We start from the raw sequence: 16,661 nt of genomic DNA on the forward strand, positions 1-16,661 counted from the left end.
GGCAATCCTGGTAATACCTTGGAACAGAGCAAGGAGGAAGACGCTTCATGAAAAAAAGTTACAGGCCAGCCACGATGTGGACGCTGGCTTGTTTTACAGTGGTATCGGTGGTGCTGGTTGTCCCCTGGATTATGTGGCAATCCCAGGCCCCGGTTCCGCTTAACATCATGATTATTGACAAGAGCAGACCTGACCAGTCCTATCAGGGGCACAAGGGATTGGTCTGGCTGCTGAATCAGCAGAAGATCATACAGCAAACAGGGGAACACTATTCCTATGAAGAGGATTATTACGGTTATGATCTTCAGGACGGGCTTCCTCGGATGAAGCGATTGTTGCCTGATGAGGTGACGGACACGGATCTGATCTATCTGACGGCGAATCGGAGTAGTCTGTCTGCACAAAAGAATGAACGGAAGCAAGACGAAATCTATGAAGGATTAACAATATATGATGTGCAGAAGATTCGCGAGGCTGCGTATAAAGGCGTGACGATTGTTGCCGAATACAGTGCATTGGCGAATACGGCTTCCAAGATGACAAGAGAGCAGCTATACCCCATCTTGGGTGTGGACAGCAGTGGATGGCAGGGGAAATCGGTATCTAATCTGCAAAGTATACAAGAAGTACCCCGCTGGGTTAGGGCGCACTATGAGCAGCAGGAGAAGAAGAAATGGCATTATCGCGGAGCGGGTATGCTGCTGATCCATATGGATGGACAGGTCATGGTACTGGAGAAAGGTCTGGATGTAAAGACAGGCAATATACAGATTGCATTTACACCGGAAGGCAGCGATTGGAGCGGTATAACCCAGGATATACATTACAATGGCTGGTTCGATATCATTGTGCCGCAACAGAAGAATTCCATACTGGCCTGGTATAAGGCGGATCTTACGGAGACAGGCGGGCAGAAGCTGGTGGATGCAGGAATTCCTGCGGAATTTGCTGCACTTGTCCGCTACGACGACTATAATCGGTCGTATTACATGGCAGGGTCATTCGGAGAGATGAAGCATTATTCCTTCTGGCGCCGAATCCGGGGTTGGGAGGTCGTCCGCTCCAAACTTACGCCAGATCAAAAAGGTATCCCGGACATGTTCTACTGGAAGGTGTACGTGCCCGTGATGAAGCATATTTTGAAAGAAGTGCAGGATGGACGGCAGCAATGGCCATAGATAGGCTATCGAGAACCGTTTCGATGGAAAGAGGGAAGCCAAAGTCCATTCCAGCCTTCGAGAGGAACGGGAGATGTACATAATAGAGAAGTGCGTCGTTGTGAGTGGCAAAAGTGTGGTTGGAGCGAGATGTGTACTGGGGAGATTGAATATGTTAGACCCTTACCGCCATGAACAATGGGATATGTAGCTAGATCCTCAACAAGAACCATCCCATTGCGACGTACATGTAGTGTGATCTATAAAGATTCGTATTAAAACACGTACTGAAACAAGTACTGAAACAAGTACTAACGTGTGCATCACGATTAGGGTAAGCTCCGTATCGAGAATCGCCCCAATGTGTGTACTGAACTATAGCGTGATCTATACATGAATAGTAATAAAACATGTACTACCATGTGCATTACGATCAGAGTAAGATCCTTATCTAGCCGTGTCCCGTATGATCGATGCAATTTGGAACATGATCGCTCCGTATTTAGAGTCCATAACACAATGTGTGTCTGGACGTGCGCCGCTATGATGAGTGGACGAATATCTATGACATCATGATCTGAAGCACCGTATGTAGCACGTTCTAACGAACTCAGCACATCTTATATAGCCTAATTGGGTACGTTGGTAAATGTAACGAATCACAGACACGTTAAATGAACACAAGCCGATGAAAGATGAATTCAAAGTGGATGTTAATGTGTTGAAAATAATTGGCGTAACTATAACATTGTTAATGTCAAATCTATGGGATGTACCGGTACACCGCAATGCAAAAAGGACTGCAGATCTTCTGCAGTCCTTTTTCATGATGCAATGCGTGGCTTAACTAGTCCTGGTGAAGATGCCGGAGTCCGTGCAGGAAGGCGGATATGGTCAGACGCAGACTTTCGTCTGGATCAAAGTTCATGCCAAAGCCGCCCTGTGCCTCAATGGAGGCAAATCCATGGCAGAGGCTGCGCAAACCACGAACGGCGTGCAATGCTTCCGCTTCGGTGAGCGGGTAGGGCTGCAAGCTGTGCAGCAACAACTCCAGCGTAGCTGTGCTGGCCGCGGCGAGCTGTGGCTCCTCGCGGTCCGGGGCATGAAATGAGGCTTCGTACAGCCCGGGGTGCTTGCGGACGAAGCCAATGTATGCCGCAGCGATGGCCTGAATGGCATCATCGCCTGTGCGGTCAGCGATAGCCGCGGTTAATGCGCGGCTAAGCTGTTGTACGGACATCAGCGCCATTTCCTGGCGAAGCCCGGGAAGTCCGCTGATGTGGTTGTAGAGCGACGGCGAGCGCACATCCAGCCGCTGTGCCAACGCGGCCAGTGTCAGCGCCTGAAAGCCGTCGCTGTCAGCAAGCTGGGCGGCGGCGCTGAGCAGAGCGCCGCGATCCAGCCCTTGCCGGGGGCTCATCGTTGCTCCCCGGCAAGATCAAACCGCTGCTGTGCATCAGCGGTTGCCGCGCGCATGGCGGCCGCGGGCTGGCGCAGCATCCGTCCGTGGCCTACAGCGAGCACGGACGGTTCCAGCTCCGCCAGGCGCTTCGCGCTGGCCAGAGCCGCTTCGCGGTTCCACGTCGCCAGCGCGGGGAACGGGAAGAGCGGGCGCACGCGGCCGGATACGGCAAGGCCGCCTTGCAGCTGGTACGCGTCGCCAGCGATGAGCACGCGGCTGCGCGTATCCATGAAAGACATATGCCCCGGCGTATGTCCTGGTGAGGCAATGGCGACCAGTGACCCAATCTGGTCACCGTCATCCAGCAAGTGGTTTGGCTGGGTACGCACCGCTTTGGGCTTAGGCACCCCGCCGCGTACCGGAGTTTGTGGCTCACCAGGAAGAAGGGAAGTATCACCCGCCAATAACCGGGCATCCCGTCTGGAGATGAAGACCTCGGCTTGGGGCAGTGCCTCTTTGAGACGATCCAATGCACCAATATGGTCGCTATGCGCGTGAGTCAGAATGATCTTGGTAATGGGCTTTCCAAGGGACTGGGCCGTTGCCAAAATCCCCTTAAGACTGACCGGTATTCCGGCATCAATCAGCGTTAATCCATCTTCCTCTTCAATCAGGTATACGTTCACAGGGAAGAGTCTTGGAAAAAACGTAACTTGAACGACATCAAATTCTCGGGTAATACGCATCGTTAAACCCTCCTTAAAACTAATGGTATTAGTATCATAACTAATGGCATTAGTTTTAGCAATACCTGTTGTTCATTTTATTCAAATAAAAAAAATTTAAAATAATGATGCACTTTACAAAAAAAGCGTTTTCAAATTGAGGATTACCGATTATAATAATCACGTAAGCCCTTTCATATGTCTATCTTATTGGAGCCCTTCGCGTAGCGAAAGGCTCACTTTTTTGTCTTTTTTGGATTAAAATGAATACGGGATGTTCATCCTAGCTTAATTGTGTTGATGAGCTGTAAGTATTGGTATAACAGGAAAAATCACGTTTGATCTCCATTCGGGATGAAAGTTGACAAACATAACTGTTATTCATATAATGACAGTTATACTTACCTTGGGTTGGAGTTCATCGGTGTTGTAAGCCGGGAAGGAGTAAGTTATGAACAGCGAATTTACCATAGCGGTGCATTGTCTTGTTTTTCTGTCGATGAGAAATGAGTGTATGGCCAATAGTGAAGATTTGTCCCAGAGTGTGGGTACACACCCGGCCAGAGTCCGTAAGGTACTTAGTGTTCTGCGCAAACATGGTTACCTGACGACGAAGGAAGGTGCTCATGGTGGGTACTTGCTTAGCCGTCCAAGTGAAGAGATCAAGCTGGGAGAGTTGTACAGACTGGTAGCTGGTGGTTCACTCGGTCCCAACTGGTGCTCAGGGGAGTCTGGTTCATCTTGCGTAGTATCTTCCAATATGCAGGATGTGATGGGGAACATATATAACGGAGGCGAAGAGGCGCTCAGCGCTTATTTTGACCGTATATCCATTCAGGATGTGAAAGAGCGCATAGGTCATGGAGAAGCGATAACCCTGTCGCTGAATGGATTGCCTGCAAAGGAGAAGTCCTGACGGAGTCCACAACGAATGATCCTTCATGACATGGCCTTGGTTTGGTCAGGCATGGTGGACAAGTTATGGCATTGGCGTGTGCTCCGGTGAAAGATCCATTGATGTTCTCAGGCGATTCCGGGCATAACGTGAACACAGATGGGAAGAGATTATCTGCGCTGATGTTATTTTCGGAAGGCAAATCCTTGGGAGAGTAGTATTCTTCAAGATCACCTTGCGAAAGTAAAGAAGTATAAACAAACTAGATTCTGGGGAGTGGAACACATGTCAGGCATTGAAAAAAATGAAACACTTCGCGTTATTAGCGAACGCCATGCTGTCAAAAAGTACGAAAAAGGTTTTGAATTGCCTGAAGAAGATCTCAATGCGATTCTGACAGCAGCAGCGGAAGCACCATCTTCATGGAACCTGCAACACTGGAGATTCCTCGTGATTGAATCCGAAGCAGACAAAGCGAAATTGCTGCCAGTTGCTTACGGTCAAAGTCAGATCGTGGAAAGTTCTGTTACGATTGCTGTTCTCGGAGACTTGGAAGCAAACCGTAACACCGTAATCTACGATCAAGCTGTTGAAGCAGGCGCACTAACTGCTGAGGTTCGTGACGCATTGGTTGGACAGATCAACGGTGCATACCAAAGCCCGCAAATCGCTCGCGATGAAGCGATCCGCAATGCATCTTTTGCTTCCCAAAATATTATGCTTGCTGCACGCTCCCTGGGTTACGATACATGTCCAATCGGTGGATATAATCCACAAAAACTGATCGAAACATTCAACATTCCTGCACGATTTGTGCCAACGTTGTTGATTACTGTAGGTAAAGCTGCACAGCCAGCTCGCCCGTCAGGACGTTTACCGTTGTCTGAGGTTGTTGTTAAAGGTTCTTTCTAAGTTAGAAAGTTAAATCTGATGATTGCATCAGTGATATAGGTATAAATAACGGTATAATACAAACGGCCGCACTTTCCTGTTGAGGGAAGGTGCGGCTGTTTGGCATACTGCTTCCACCAAGGAAATATTACTTCTCAGGTGTTTCCGGGATTTGTGGTGCATGGAACGATTGCATGTACTCAATTGCGTTATACATCATCACTGCTGCTTCGGCACGAGTAATCGTTTGTTTGGGATTGAAGTTGCCGTCGGCATCCAGTTCATTGATTTTGAGAACGAGTGAACGCTGAATGGCACCTTGATACTCTGGCGTAAGTTCCTGTTCATCGGTAATGTCCACAGGTTTGATATTAATCATTGGCAGACCGCCTTTGGCCTCGATGCCTTGCATCAGGAACAGTGTGAATTGTTCACGAGTAAGCGGTTTGGACGGATCGATATCCTGTGACATCTGAATGCCATTATATTGTGCACGGATAAATGCATCACTGTACCATACGCCATCTTTTACATGAGAGAAGTGGTCACTTGGCAGCGGCTGTTTGATAAAACGAATCGTGTCCAGGTTCAGATTCAGTCCGTCCGCAATCAGTTGAATGCCCTGAGCGGTATTTAACTCCAGTTCGGGTTTGAACAAGCTGTCGCTCACGCCTTTGATGAATCCATCCTGATGGAGAGATTCGATTTTGTCTGCTCCTGCGGTACCTTGAATATCCTTGAATTGGGCTTGCGCAGCGTTGACCGGGCCTGCACTCAGAGACAGCGTGAGCAGAGCTCCCGCAGTTAATGTAGCAATTATATTTTTTTTCATGATAGGTTCGCCTCACTTTTCCAGGGATGATCCCTTTATATAAAAGTTATTTGCCCCTATAGACGACCCTTCTGTTTAAAAGGTTGCTGGAATTTTCCAACTGAATTCATAATCATTCAGAAAGGGCTAAGTGAAGGCACTACCTCTAACCTTTGGATTTATTTCGATAATCCGTGGGTGAACGTCCCATCATTTTGCTGAACAGACGGGAGAAATAGTACGGGTCCTTGAATCCAAGCTCCGAACTGATCTGCTTCACGGTCCAATCGGTAAAATCCAGATAGCGGCAGGAATGCTGAATCTTAAGCCGCAGGAAATAATCGATGGGCGAATGCCCTGTAGCTTGCTTGAATAACTGAGAGTAATGAGGGACAGACAGCCGCGCGTGAGCCGCCAGTTCCTTGAGGGTGATTCCATTCTCCAGGTGCTCCAGCATATATTGAACGGATTGTTCAGCTGCCCGTTTGCTACTAATGACCCCGCCATCTGTTCCTGTCGTCTCTGGTCCATAAGCGAGCATACCAAGCATATAACCGATAATCTGGGAGGCATACGTCATCGTCTGCATGGAGTAACCCGTCTCTAACGCGCCGTAACATTCATGGAACAACTCAAGCCATTTTTGAGCCTTGGCCGGGGGCATGGTAGTAATATGATGAGTTAACAAGGGTTCTATGTAGGATAAAGCGTGTTCCCCGCGCAGATGAATCCAGAAGATGCTCCATGGTTCAGCTGCGTTGGCACCATACACATGAGGGACATGTGCAGGTAATATAACGAGGTTTCCCGGGCTGACATCATATGTCTTGCTCCCATCCATCGTATACCAGCCTGTGCCTTGGACACAGTACATCAGAATGTGTGATTCACAACCATTGGGACGGTCACGGTAATGATGCTCCGCTTCGTGAAAGTAACCGATATCGGTAACGTATAATCCGGACGTGACCGGATAAGCTGCGGTTTCTTGCAGCAGTGAGTCTGGAAGCACAATGAGTTTTTGCATACGAAATCCGTCAGATTTACGCTGTAGGGGTGGTCTGTTGTTAGGTCTCATACTTTGTATTATGGTGAGAGGGGATAAGGGAGTCAATGCCAGATATGAGAGCGCTCACCGGGGGTTGTTCTCAATATAGAAAGCCACGTTACAGGAAGTGAAGCAGTTGCCCGTGAATTGGGTAAGTACATACCAGTGGGAAGAATCAGAACAGTGAATATACAGGAAAAGGGAGAGATTTAGATATGGAACCAGTCAAAACACAGGAAACGCTTTTCTATACAGGTACGTATGCTTCAGCGGATGAACCCGGAATATTCCTATGTGCGTTGAATGCAGATACAGGAGAGATGCGAATCGTCAATCACATGGATGGTGTGGATAATCCGTCTTATCTGGCGCTAAGCCCGGATGGAAACTGTCTGTATGTGGCGAGTGAGACGGACGAGGGAGAGGTGTTGGTCTATCGGAGAGATGCGGCAACGAGTGAGCTGCACCTGATGGATCGAAAACAGACTAGAGGGGCTTCTCCATGTTATGTGTCTGTCTCCACGGATGGTCAGTGGGTGTTCTCATCCAACTATAGCAGCGGCAGTGTCAATGTATTCCCGGTTGGCGATCAGGGGACGCTTGGTGAGATGAGTGCATGGGTGGAGCACACGGGAAGTGGAATCAACGAAGAACGCCAAGAAGGGCCGCATGCACACTCCATTCAACCCGATCCGTCCGGGCAGTATGCTGTCGTATGTGACCTCGGTCTAGATCAGATCATTGTGTATCGGTTGGAAGAGGGACGTCTGGTTACCCATCGTGAGATGGATCAGCCACCAGGCGCAGGGCCAAGGCATCTTGTGTTTCATCCTAACTCGAAGTGGGCATATGTGATCAACGAATTGGACAACACGGTTACGGCATTCCTGTACGATGAGCGTAGAGGGGAGTTCACTACGGTGCAGCACATCTCGACACTTCCAGAAGGGCATAAAGGAGAGGGGACGGCTGCAGACATCCGTGTATCTCCTTGTGGACGTTTCCTGTATGCATCCAATCGGGGAGATGACAGCATCGTGCTCTATCATATTGACCAGGAAAGCGGTAAGTTGGAAGCCGTAGAGTGGACGTCCACAATTGGGCAGACACCGCGTAACTTTAATATTTTGCCAGGTGGGATTCTGGTTGTGGCGAATCAGGACAGCAATAACCTCGTAGGTTTCCAGATCAGTGAAGAAGACGGACGTCTGACGCATAACGGGTTCAAGCTGGAACTGCCTCGTCCGGTATGCATTGCGCCTGTGGTATAAAAGTGGTCTATAAGCTGTGAAATCATGGAGAAACACATGGTTTTACAGCTTTTTTCGTGTTTTCATGTGATATAAATGAGTCTTTTATCCTTTTTAGCAAGTTGACATGAGGGGAAGTAAACCGTTATCATATTAACTGATCGAACAATCAAAATAAAAAATAACCAATCAATTCCGTGAAGGTAGATGAAAAGATGAAAAACAAGCAGTATTTAATAGCTGATGCCCGCAAAGAACAAATCATTCATGCTGCGATTGAGGTTCTCACAGAGATTGGATATTTTAGCACCAGCCTATCCAAAATAGCAAGAAAGGCTAATACGAGTACGGGACTCATTTCGTATCATTTTTCTGGCAAGGAAGATTTGATGAACAATACGTTGCTCTATTTAGTTGAACAAGAGAAAGTTTTTATGATGGAGAGAATAGAAAAAAAATCATCCAATCTAGAAAAATTGATGGCCTATATAGAAGCGGGAATCACCTATCGCGCTATTAAACGTGAGAACACTACGGCATTATTGGAGATTGTTTTTAATGTCCGCACACCAGATAATGTTCCTTATTTTCGATTAGAAATCAATCCTGAAGATGAAATGATCGTCCTTTTAGAAAAGATTCTTCATGAAGGTCAACAATCGAAAGAATTTCAAGATTTTGATCCCAAAGTCATTGCCATGATGATCAGAGGAACTGTATCACTATCGATGTCACTGCCTCAAAACGAGAGTATAATGAGTTTTAAAGATTACACAGAAAAGGTGACAAAGAACGTTTTAAAAATGATTCAATAACACTAAGAGATTGATAATTTTTTTTAGTAAAAATTTGATTGGTTGATCAGTATTTAAAATGGGTATTCAGTATAAATACAAAGGAGGTTTGTTCATCTTATGTTTCATTTCATTCATCAACGTAAACTTCGTAAGAAATTGGCAAAAGTGAAAGCAGGTGATGGTCATCTTTTGAAAAAGTACCGGCTTTGGAGTATATTTACGCACTCCTTATTTCACATCGAAGTAACGAATCATAGTAGTGGGAACACCACATCATATGCCATAAAATCTAAATATTTTACAGAAGAGCCCCGTGTTGATTTATATCGCAAAAATAGACATATTGCCTTTTCTAAGCTTCCTGCAGCTTTTCCAGTCGAGAATGGCGTCATCGAAATTAAAAACAATTCAACCGGGATTAATGGCATTCATTATATTGGAGCTGGCGAAGATACCTTTACCGTATCTCCGGATAGACGTTCCATACGAGGTTTTCGAATGTGGGTGCATCGACGATTTCCTACCCTGAGCGCATTCATCGGTATGATCGCGATTATAATCTTGTTAATCTCCATCGTTTTAAGCATCTTCCAATTCGTGGAGTCCATCTCTGCTATTCCATGGGTTTCAGAAAATGTAGGTGCATTTGAATCGCCGATCCAACTTTCCTTTTGGACGTATTTTGCAATTGGTATTGCCGCAGCAATTGCAGGAACAGAACGGGTTCTAATGCTCAAAAACCATTGGTTAATTGATATGGAAAGCACACAGGATTATTAATGAAGATGAAGAAAGGATGAACGTTGCGATGATGAAACGACTCATGGCAATATACTTGTTGATCGTAGTACTTGTAATAGCAGGTTGTTCAAGCCCCAATCATAAACTGATCCAGAGTGAAGAGGCTAAGGGACAAGATTACGAACAGCAAACAAGTGAAACCGCTCTTAATTATGAGGGAGATGGAGGATTTCTGTGGAAGGTGCTTCACGGCAAAACGACCATGTATGTGTATGGAACGATTCATTTGGGCCATCAAGATTTTTATCCGCTTGCTTCGGGAATTGAAGAAGCTTATGAGGACGCAGATGTTATTCTTCCAGAGATCAATATGTTTAAAGTGGATGTGAATGAAGAAAAAATAAAGGAGATGGCTTTATTTGAGGATGATACCACGCTGGATGACGTGTTATCGGAGGCGTCTTATGCCAAGCTTTCAGAAATATTTAAAGGGCATGAAATGGCTTTAGCGGATTATAATCACTTCCAGCCTTGGTTTTTAGGAACATTATTAAACCAAATTAGTAATGAAGAAAGTGAACTAGCGCCGGAGTATGGGGTTGATTTATATTTTCTTCAACGTGCGTTAGAAGACAATAAAGAAATTGTTGAGTTAGAAACCGTTGAGATGCAATATGAAGTGCAAGCTGGTTTTAGTATGGAAACTCAAGTACAAATGTTAGAGGGTTCGATAGCAGATCATGAGGAGACAGCGAGTTTTTTAAACCAGCTGGGATATAATTGGGCTCATGGGAATGAAGATGCGTTTAAGAATCAGTTAACTGAAGGTTTTGAAGATATTGATGAAAAGTATCAACAGGCAATCAATGATGCACGGAATGTTCATATGGCTAATAAGCTCGATGAAATTTTACAAACGGATGATGGACAGACTTATTTTGTCTTCATCGGTGCTGCTCATGTGTTAATTGAACCCAGTGTTCCAGGTGAGCTTGAGAAAAAGGGATATGAAATGGAGCGGATCTATTAACCCATCCCCTTGTTGCGAAAAGATCATGATATAGTGCTTAAATGGGGATTCGTTATTACACATGAAGAAGATATTATATAAGCCGAAGGAGAAATCCGTTGGCTTTTTTCATGTACGACCACCCAATTACTAAATTAGACCTATAGATGGAATTATATGTTTAATTTAAAATAAATATATTAAAGCGCTTACATAAAAAGATGGCGCTACAAGGGCATCGGGCTTACCAATACAATTGGGGAGGCAATTGTTTATGGGGAATCGATCATCATTGTGGAAGCGCACATTACGTACAGCCGGAGTATCCCTGCTAAGTTCCGCGTTACTGGTCACTTCGCTTGGCCTTGGCAACACGCCGGTAACACATGCAGCGGGAGCAAGGCAGATGGAATATCTGGATCGCGGTGTGGTAGCTGTGAAGACCGGGACAGGTGTGTTTATCAGTTGGCGGCTTCTGGGAACGGAAGGATCGAATGTATCGTTTAACGTCTACCGGGATGGAACAAAGGTGAACGCTACGCCTATAACAAACAGCACCAACCTTCAGGATGCAAGCGGGACAAGCAGTTCCAAATATACAGTTCGCGCTGTCGTCAGTGGAACGGAGCAGGCTGCTTCAGCGGCAGCGAGCGTGTGGGGCAATAACTATCTGTCTGTTCCTCTTAGTGTACCCGCAGGTGGGACAACGCCCGATGGAGTAGCCTACACCTACAGTGCCAATGATGCCAGCGCAGGTGACCTGGATGGTGATGGTGAGTATGAATTGATCGTGAAGTGGGACCCTTCCAACTCCAAGGATAACTCCCAGAGTGGTTATACCGGGGAAGTGTTTATCGATGCCTACAAATTAAACGGGACACGCCTCTGGCGTATTAGTCTGGGCAAAAACATCCGTGCCGGCGCTCATTACACCCAGTTCATGGTGTATGATCTCGACGGTGACGGCAAAGCCGAAGTTGCGATGAAAACAGCCGATGGCACCAAGGATGGCACTGGCGTGGTCATCGGGGATGCAAGCAAGGATTACCGCAATTCCAGCGGTTATGTATTATCTGGCCCCGAATTCCTGACGGTCTTCAATGGGCAGACTGGCAAAGCACTCTCCACGGTGAACTACGAACCGGCGCGCGGCAATGTGTCCAGTTGGGGAGATAACTACGGCAACCGGGTGGACCGATTCCTTGCCGCCATTGCTTATCTGGATGGAGAGCGCCCAAGTCTGATCATGGCTCGCGGGTATTATACGCGCAGTGTGCTCGTGGCGTATAACTGGCGGAATGGACAGCTGACCAAACAATGGACATTTGATTCCAATACCTCCGGTAACTCGGGCTATGCCGGGCAGGGCAATCATAATCTGAGTGTGGCGGACGTAGACGGAGATGGGAAAGACGAGATCGTTTATGGTGCCATGGCAGTGGATGACAACGGCAAAGGATTGTACACAACAGGGCTTCATCATGGCGATGCCATGCATTTGAGTGACCTCGACCCGGACCGCCCTGGACTTGAGGTATTTCAGGTCCATGAGACACCATCCAATGCTGGAGTGGAGTTCCGGGATGCAGGTACAGGCCAGTTAATCTGGGGAGTTAAAACAACAAAGGATATTGGACGTGGCATGGCGGCAGATATCGATCCAAGATATAAAGGCGCTGAAGTATGGGCAGACGGCAGTCTATATACGGCCAAAGGGCAGAAACTCGGGACAACCCTGCCGTCCTCCACGAATTTTGGCATCTGGTGGGATGGGGATCTGCTCCGTGAACTGCTGGACAGCAACCGAATCGACAAGTGGAATTATGCCAATAACACAACGGTGAACCTGCTCACCGCTTCCGGCGTATCTTCCAATAACGGAACCAAGTCTACGCCGAATCTGCAGGCCGATCTGTTCGGGGACTGGAGAGAAGAAGTGGTATGGCGGACGAATGACAGCTCAGCACTGCGGATCTATACCACAACAGCAGTTACGGACAAACGCATCTATACGCTGATGCATGATCCGGTGTACCGTCTTGGTGTAGCTTGGCAAAATGTAGCCTACAATCAACCGCCTCACACCGGTTTTTATCTGGGAGAAGGCATGAGCACACCACCGGTACCGAATATCCGGTATGCGGGCAGATGAGGAATGGACAAGGTGTGGCCGTCCAATTCCGTTTATGTTTACAATAGCCAGCGAAGCATGGGATTCGCTGAAGGGAACAACGGACGATGGTTCGTTGTTCCTCTTTTTTTTGCCAATGGAGCAGAAATCAGGTAAAAATCGGAAAAAACGTTTGACAGGTATATAGACTGCCTTTATTATACGTATATAACTTACTAAACAGGTAGGAATAATAAAAAATGCAACCTGAACAGAATAACGTTCTCACCGTATAGACGGAGGAACACCGTAGCGCATCCTTACCGGATGAAGCATGCACGGCCTTAAGCCGGCATGACTTTATGGGGAGAAGTGCGCGGGGGTTCCTCCGTCTTCTTGTTTTTTTATGGGGCGTTACATCCTGTTCAGCCGGCCTGAGGTAGTCATGCAGATCTATATCGGGGGAGTGTTATTTAATGAAAAAGAGAATTCACAAGGGTATTCTGGTTGGTCTGGCACTGGTGTTAACAGGAGTTCTGGCAGCATGCGGATCGGATAGCGGCGGTTCCAGTGCAGCAGGAACATCAGGGGGATCGGAAGGCGGCACAGAAAAGGCCAAGGCCATCGAGCTGCTGAATGTTTCCTACGATCCAACGCGGGAACTCTATGAGCAATATAACAAAGCGTTTGCGGCGCATTGGTTGAAAGAGAAAGGCCAGGAAGTGACGATCAAGCAATCCCACGGGGGCTCGGGTAAACAGAGTCGTTCTGTCATTGACGGACTGGATGCGGACGTGGTGACGCTGGCATTGGGATACGACATTGATGCGATTGAAGATAAAGGTCTGATTAATGAAGGCTGGCAGGATAAATATGAGCATAACAGCGCGCCGTATACCTCTACGATTGTATTCCTTGTACGTAAAGGCAATCCAAAAGGCATCAAGGACTGGGATGATCTGATCAAAGGGGATACGCAAGTCATCACCCCCAACCCCAAAACGTCCGGCGGAGCACGTTGGAACTATTTGGCGGCATGGGGATATGCCCTCAAGCAAAATAACAATGACGAAGAGAAAGCGAAGGCATTTGTTGGTGAATTGTTCAAACATGCGCCTGTACTGGATTCGGGTGCTCGCGGATCTACGACAACGTTTGTTGAACGTGGCATCGGTGATGTGTTGCTTGCCTGGGAAAATGAAGCTTTCCTATCGGTAAAAGAGTTGGGTCCGGACAAATTTGATATTGTCGTGCCTTCGGTTAGTATCTTGGCTGAACCACCGGTTGCGATTGTGGATAAAAATGCAGACAAAAAAGGAAGCCGCGACGTGGCGGATGCCTATCTGAAATATTTGTACAGTGAAGAAGGACAGACAATTGCTGCTGAAAATTATTACCGCCCAACGCTGGACAGCGTGGAGGAAAAATTCAAGGATCAGTTCCCGGCGCTTGAACTGTTCACGTTGAAAGATGTATTCGGCACATGGCGGGATACTCAGGCCAAACATTTCAATGACGGTGGTATCTTCGACCAGATCTATGTTCCAGGCAGCTAAGGTTGCTCTGTTCAATGAACACCTGATCAATCGCGCTGTGAGCGGCCAACCAGCCTTACCGGCTGAAGGCAGAGAGGATGAACGTGCATGAGCAAGGTGATGGTGGCGCGGAGACGCACATTGCCGGGATTCGGATTAACGATGGGTTACAGTGTACTCTACCTGAGCCTGGTTGTACTTATTCCATTGGCTGCACTGTTGTTTAACTCCACAGGGCTGACGTGGGCAACCATGATTGAGGTTGCGACCAACCCCAGAGTGCTGGCTTCCTTCCAGGTCAGCTTCCTGACCGCAGGTGCAGCGGCCCTGATTGATCTCGTGCTGGGATTACTCCTGGCATGGGTGCTTGTTCGGTATGAATTTCCTGGCAAACGGCTCTTCGATGCGGTCATTGATCTGCCTTTTGCCTTGCCGACAGCGGTAGCAGGGGTTGCTCTTACGGCGATCTATGCCGGCAATGGCTGGATTGGGCAGTTTGTAGAGCCTTTGGGCATTAAGCTCGCTTACTCCCAGGCTGGGATTACGCTGGCGCTGATGTTTATCGGAATTCCGTTCGTGGTTCGTACGGTGCAACCGGTATTGGAGGAGCTGGAGGCGGAGGTGGAAGAAGCGGCTGCCACACTGGGAGCAGGAAGATGGCGGATATTCCGTACCATTCTGCTGCCGGATCTGATTCCGCCACTATTGACCGGGTTCGCTCTGGCCTTTGCCCGGGGCATTGGCGAATACGGCTCCGTTGTATTTATCTCAGGTAATATGCCGATGAAAACAGAGATTGCCCCCTTGCTGATCATGGCCAAGCTGGAGCAGTTCGATTATGCAGGCGCTACAGCGGTAGCTTTGCTGCTGCTTCTGGTTTCTTTCATCCTGCTGCTGATCATTAATTCCTTGCAACGTTGGAGCCGGAAGGCGGGCAGAGCATGACGATGAAACATGATGGAGTATGGATACAATCAGATGTCACTCACCCAAACCAAAGGAGGTGCAGCATATGGCGGGTTCCGTCCCACTGAGCCCTGTTCCACCCGTAAAGACCGGGCGTGGAACTAACCGTGCAACAACGGAAGCTCCATGGGTCAAATGGTTGTTGATTGGACTGGCAAGCCTGGTACTCATCTGGCTGCTTATTTTGCCACTGGCCATTGTGCTCATGGAGGCGTTGAAGCAGGGCTGGGGTGTGTACATCGCGGCTCTTACCGAGTCGGATGCCATGTCTGCACTGAAACTCACGTTATTGGTTGCGGCGATTACCGTGCCGCTGAATACGATATTTGGTGTGGCCGCTGCATGGGTCATTACCAAGTTCCAGTTCAAGGGCAAGGGACTCATGATTACCCTGATTGATCTTCCCTTTTCCATCTCGCCTGTTGTGGGCGGGTTGATCTTTGTATTGGTCTTTGGTTCGAATGGGTGGTTAGGGCCGTGGCTGTCCGAACATGATATCAAAATCATTTTTGCGCTGCCAGGCATTGTGATTGCAACGTTGTTTATTACCTTCCCTTTCGTAGCGAGGGAGCTGATTCCACTCATGGAGGACCAGGGAACCCGAGAAGAGGAAGCGGCGGTTACACTAGGTGCTTCCGGGTGGCGAATCTTCTGGAGTGTAACCTTGCCCAACATCAAATGGGGGCTGCTGTACGGCATTATTCTGTGTAATGCCCGTGCTATGGGTGAGTTCGGAGCCGTATCTGTGGTGTCGGGGCATATCCGCGGGGAGACCAATACGTTACCACTTCATGTCGAGATTTTGTATAACGAATATCAATTCTCGGCTTCGTTTGCCGTAGCTTCACTGCTCCTGATTCTGGCTCTCGCCACGTTGCTGCTCAAGAGCTGGCTTGGACACAAAGCCGTCTCAGAAAAGTGATTTTGAGAAGAAGAAAATACAGATTGACAGCTACTGGAAGCCCTGCTAATGTATAAACCAAGTATATAGGTTGGATAAGAATGATTTATAAATCCGTTGGATGACAGCGTACTTAGGAATATGGCGGGCAATAGCCCGAGAAGAGGAGGCAGCTCTATGGCTAAGCCGTTAAAAGTGGATGAGGTATGGTTGGACCGAATTGCCGGACAGCTGAATGACATGGAGTTTGGTTCATTGCACATCGTAGTGCACGAAGGACAGATTGTGCAGATGGAGCGGACCGAACGCAAGCGTTTTGAGAACACTCCCTCAGGCAGCGCCTCCAAATCCGGAAGCACGGCACGAAGCAGTTCAGCCCGTTCACTACGCGGATCCAATGCGAGTGCGAAGGGATAGCGAGTG

Annotated in this window: 18 protein-coding genes; 14 read left to right on the top strand and 4 right to left on the bottom strand. The window is 47.8% G+C overall.

Going from position 1 to position 16,661, the window contains the following annotated elements:
• Positions 1–47 precede the first annotated feature (47 nt).
• Entirely contained in the window at positions 48–1,178 is a 1,131-nt protein-coding gene (locus MKY92_RS02560) for a hypothetical protein (protein ID WP_339298995.1), read from the top strand.
• A gap of 826 nt (positions 1,179–2,004) precedes the next feature.
• On the opposite strand, the gene MKY92_RS02565 is transcribed toward MKY92_RS02560, so the two are convergent.
• Together MKY92_RS02565 and MKY92_RS02570 are read right to left on the bottom strand one after the other, a co-directional pair.
• Positions 2,005–2,577, bottom strand: coding sequence for a TetR-like C-terminal domain-containing protein (locus MKY92_RS02565; protein WP_339298996.1), 573 nt, complete (start codon positions 2,575–2,577; stop codon positions 2,005–2,007).
• A complete protein-coding gene (locus MKY92_RS02570) occupies positions 2,574–3,305 on the bottom strand; it encodes an MBL fold metallo-hydrolase (RefSeq protein WP_339298997.1) in 732 nt (243 codons plus the stop codon). Before MKY92_RS02570 ends, MKY92_RS02565 begins: the two co-directional genes overlap by 4 nt.
• A 430-nt stretch (positions 3,306–3,735) precedes the next feature.
• Here MKY92_RS02570 and MKY92_RS02575 point away from each other — a divergent pair, with 430 nt between their 5' ends.
• The 3 genes from MKY92_RS02575 (at position 3,736) to MKY92_RS02585 (ending at position 5,091) form a co-directional block, all read left to right on the top strand.
• Positions 3,736–4,200 carry an Rrf2 family transcriptional regulator gene (locus MKY92_RS02575; RefSeq protein WP_076215926.1) on the top strand — a complete coding sequence of 155 codons (465 nt, stop codon included), beginning with the start codon at positions 3,736–3,738 and terminating at the stop codon, positions 4,198–4,200.
• 65 nt (positions 4,201–4,265) lie between these two features.
• Entirely contained in the window at positions 4,266–4,397 is a 132-nt protein-coding gene (locus MKY92_RS02580) for a hypothetical protein (protein ID WP_339298998.1), read from the top strand.
• Between the two features lie 67 nt (positions 4,398–4,464).
• Entirely contained in the window at positions 4,465–5,091 is a 627-nt protein-coding gene (locus tag MKY92_RS02585; RefSeq protein WP_339298999.1) for a nitroreductase family protein, read from the top strand.
• A gap of 127 nt (positions 5,092–5,218) precedes the next feature.
• On the opposite strand, the gene MKY92_RS02590 is transcribed toward MKY92_RS02585, so the two are convergent.
• Complete coding sequence (locus MKY92_RS02590) at positions 5,219–5,902, bottom strand: S-layer homology domain-containing protein (RefSeq protein ID WP_339299001.1); 684 nt, start codon at positions 5,900–5,902, stop codon at positions 5,219–5,221.
• Between the two features lie 145 nt (positions 5,903–6,047).
• Entirely contained in the window at positions 6,048–6,908 is an 861-nt protein-coding gene (locus tag MKY92_RS02595; protein WP_339299002.1) for an AraC family transcriptional regulator, read from the bottom strand.
• Positions 6,909–7,144: 236 nt separating this feature from the next.
• Here MKY92_RS02595 and MKY92_RS02600 point away from each other — a divergent pair, with 236 nt between their 5' ends.
• From MKY92_RS02600 to MKY92_RS02645, 10 genes are all read left to right on the top strand, one after another.
• The gene (locus tag MKY92_RS02600; protein ID WP_339299003.1) at positions 7,145–8,200 is read left to right on the top strand and encodes a lactonase family protein; all 1,056 of its coding nucleotides are present in this window, start codon (positions 7,145–7,147) and stop codon (positions 8,198–8,200) included.
• Between the two features lie 194 nt (positions 8,201–8,394).
• Positions 8,395–8,994, top strand: coding sequence for a TetR family transcriptional regulator (locus MKY92_RS02605; RefSeq protein WP_339299004.1), 600 nt, complete (start codon positions 8,395–8,397; stop codon positions 8,992–8,994).
• A 99-nt stretch (positions 8,995–9,093) separates the two neighbouring features.
• A complete protein-coding gene (locus MKY92_RS02610; protein ID WP_339299005.1) occupies positions 9,094–9,756 on the top strand; it encodes a hypothetical protein in 663 nt (220 codons plus the stop codon).
• A gap of 28 nt (positions 9,757–9,784) precedes the next feature.
• Positions 9,785–10,747: a TraB/GumN family protein gene (locus tag MKY92_RS02615; RefSeq protein ID WP_339299007.1), complete on the top strand. Its 963-nt coding sequence runs from the start codon at positions 9,785–9,787 to the stop codon at positions 10,745–10,747.
• Positions 10,748–11,000: 253 nt separating this feature from the next.
• The gene (locus tag MKY92_RS02620) at positions 11,001–12,878 is read left to right on the top strand and encodes a rhamnogalacturonan lyase (RefSeq protein WP_339299009.1); all 1,878 of its coding nucleotides are present in this window, start codon (positions 11,001–11,003) and stop codon (positions 12,876–12,878) included.
• A gap of 34 nt (positions 12,879–12,912) precedes the next feature.
• A complete protein-coding gene (locus MKY92_RS02625; protein WP_339299011.1) occupies positions 12,913–13,044 on the top strand; it encodes a hypothetical protein in 132 nt (43 codons plus the stop codon).
• 268 nt (positions 13,045–13,312) lie between these two features.
• Entirely contained in the window at positions 13,313–14,392 is a 1,080-nt protein-coding gene (locus tag MKY92_RS02630) for a sulfate ABC transporter substrate-binding protein (RefSeq protein WP_339299012.1), read from the top strand.
• A gap of 87 nt (positions 14,393–14,479) precedes the next feature.
• Positions 14,480–15,316, top strand: a complete 837-nt coding sequence (gene cysT, locus MKY92_RS02635; RefSeq protein ID WP_145325621.1) for a sulfate ABC transporter permease subunit CysT — start codon at positions 14,480–14,482, stop codon at positions 15,314–15,316.
• 67 nt (positions 15,317–15,383) lie between these two features.
• Complete coding sequence (gene cysW / locus MKY92_RS02640; protein ID WP_339299013.1) at positions 15,384–16,259, top strand: sulfate ABC transporter permease subunit CysW; 876 nt, start codon at positions 15,384–15,386, stop codon at positions 16,257–16,259.
• Between the two features lie 156 nt (positions 16,260–16,415).
• Positions 16,416–16,655, top strand: coding sequence for a YezD family protein (locus MKY92_RS02645; RefSeq protein WP_036607453.1), 240 nt, complete (start codon positions 16,416–16,418; stop codon positions 16,653–16,655).
• The last annotated feature ends 6 nt before the right edge of the window (positions 16,656–16,661 follow it).

This window comes from Paenibacillus sp. FSL R5-0623 (assembly GCF_037974265.1).
Classification (GTDB): Bacteria; Bacillota; Bacilli; order Paenibacillales; family Paenibacillaceae; genus Paenibacillus.

Coding starts and splice junctions, on each gene's coding strand:
- MKY92_RS02645 (WP_036607453.1), top strand. CDS start 16,416: ATGGCTAAGCCGTTAAAAGTGGATGAGGTATGGTTGGACCGAATTGCC.
- MKY92_RS02625 (WP_339299011.1), top strand. CDS start 12,913: ATGTTTACAATAGCCAGCGAAGCATGGGATTCGCTGAAGGGAACAACG.
- cysT (WP_145325621.1), top strand. CDS start 14,480: ATGAGCAAGGTGATGGTGGCGCGGAGACGCACATTGCCGGGATTCGGA.
- MKY92_RS02585 (WP_339298999.1), top strand. CDS start 4,465: ATGTCAGGCATTGAAAAAAATGAAACACTTCGCGTTATTAGCGAACGC.
- cysW (WP_339299013.1), top strand. CDS start 15,384: ATGGCGGGTTCCGTCCCACTGAGCCCTGTTCCACCCGTAAAGACCGGG.
- MKY92_RS02595 (WP_339299002.1), bottom strand. CDS start 6,908: ATGCAAAAACTCATTGTGCTTCCAGACTCACTGCTGCAAGAAACCGCA.
- MKY92_RS02560 (WP_339298995.1), top strand. CDS start 48: ATGAAAAAAAGTTACAGGCCAGCCACGATGTGGACGCTGGCTTGTTTT.
- MKY92_RS02615 (WP_339299007.1), top strand. CDS start 9,785: ATGATGAAACGACTCATGGCAATATACTTGTTGATCGTAGTACTTGTA.
- MKY92_RS02570 (WP_339298997.1), bottom strand. CDS start 3,305: ATGCGTATTACCCGAGAATTTGATGTCGTTCAAGTTACGTTTTTTCCA.
- MKY92_RS02565 (WP_339298996.1), bottom strand. CDS start 2,577: ATGAGCCCCCGGCAAGGGCTGGATCGCGGCGCTCTGCTCAGCGCCGCC.
- MKY92_RS02610 (WP_339299005.1), top strand. CDS start 9,094: ATGTTTCATTTCATTCATCAACGTAAACTTCGTAAGAAATTGGCAAAA.
- MKY92_RS02630 (WP_339299012.1), top strand. CDS start 13,313: ATGAAAAAGAGAATTCACAAGGGTATTCTGGTTGGTCTGGCACTGGTG.
- MKY92_RS02580 (WP_339298998.1), top strand. CDS start 4,266: ATGGCATTGGCGTGTGCTCCGGTGAAAGATCCATTGATGTTCTCAGGC.
- MKY92_RS02600 (WP_339299003.1), top strand. CDS start 7,145: ATGGAACCAGTCAAAACACAGGAAACGCTTTTCTATACAGGTACGTAT.
- MKY92_RS02590 (WP_339299001.1), bottom strand. CDS start 5,902: ATGAAAAAAAATATAATTGCTACATTAACTGCGGGAGCTCTGCTCACG.
- MKY92_RS02605 (WP_339299004.1), top strand. CDS start 8,395: ATGAAAAACAAGCAGTATTTAATAGCTGATGCCCGCAAAGAACAAATC.
- MKY92_RS02575 (WP_076215926.1), top strand. CDS start 3,736: ATGAACAGCGAATTTACCATAGCGGTGCATTGTCTTGTTTTTCTGTCG.
- MKY92_RS02620 (WP_339299009.1), top strand. CDS start 11,001: ATGGGGAATCGATCATCATTGTGGAAGCGCACATTACGTACAGCCGGA.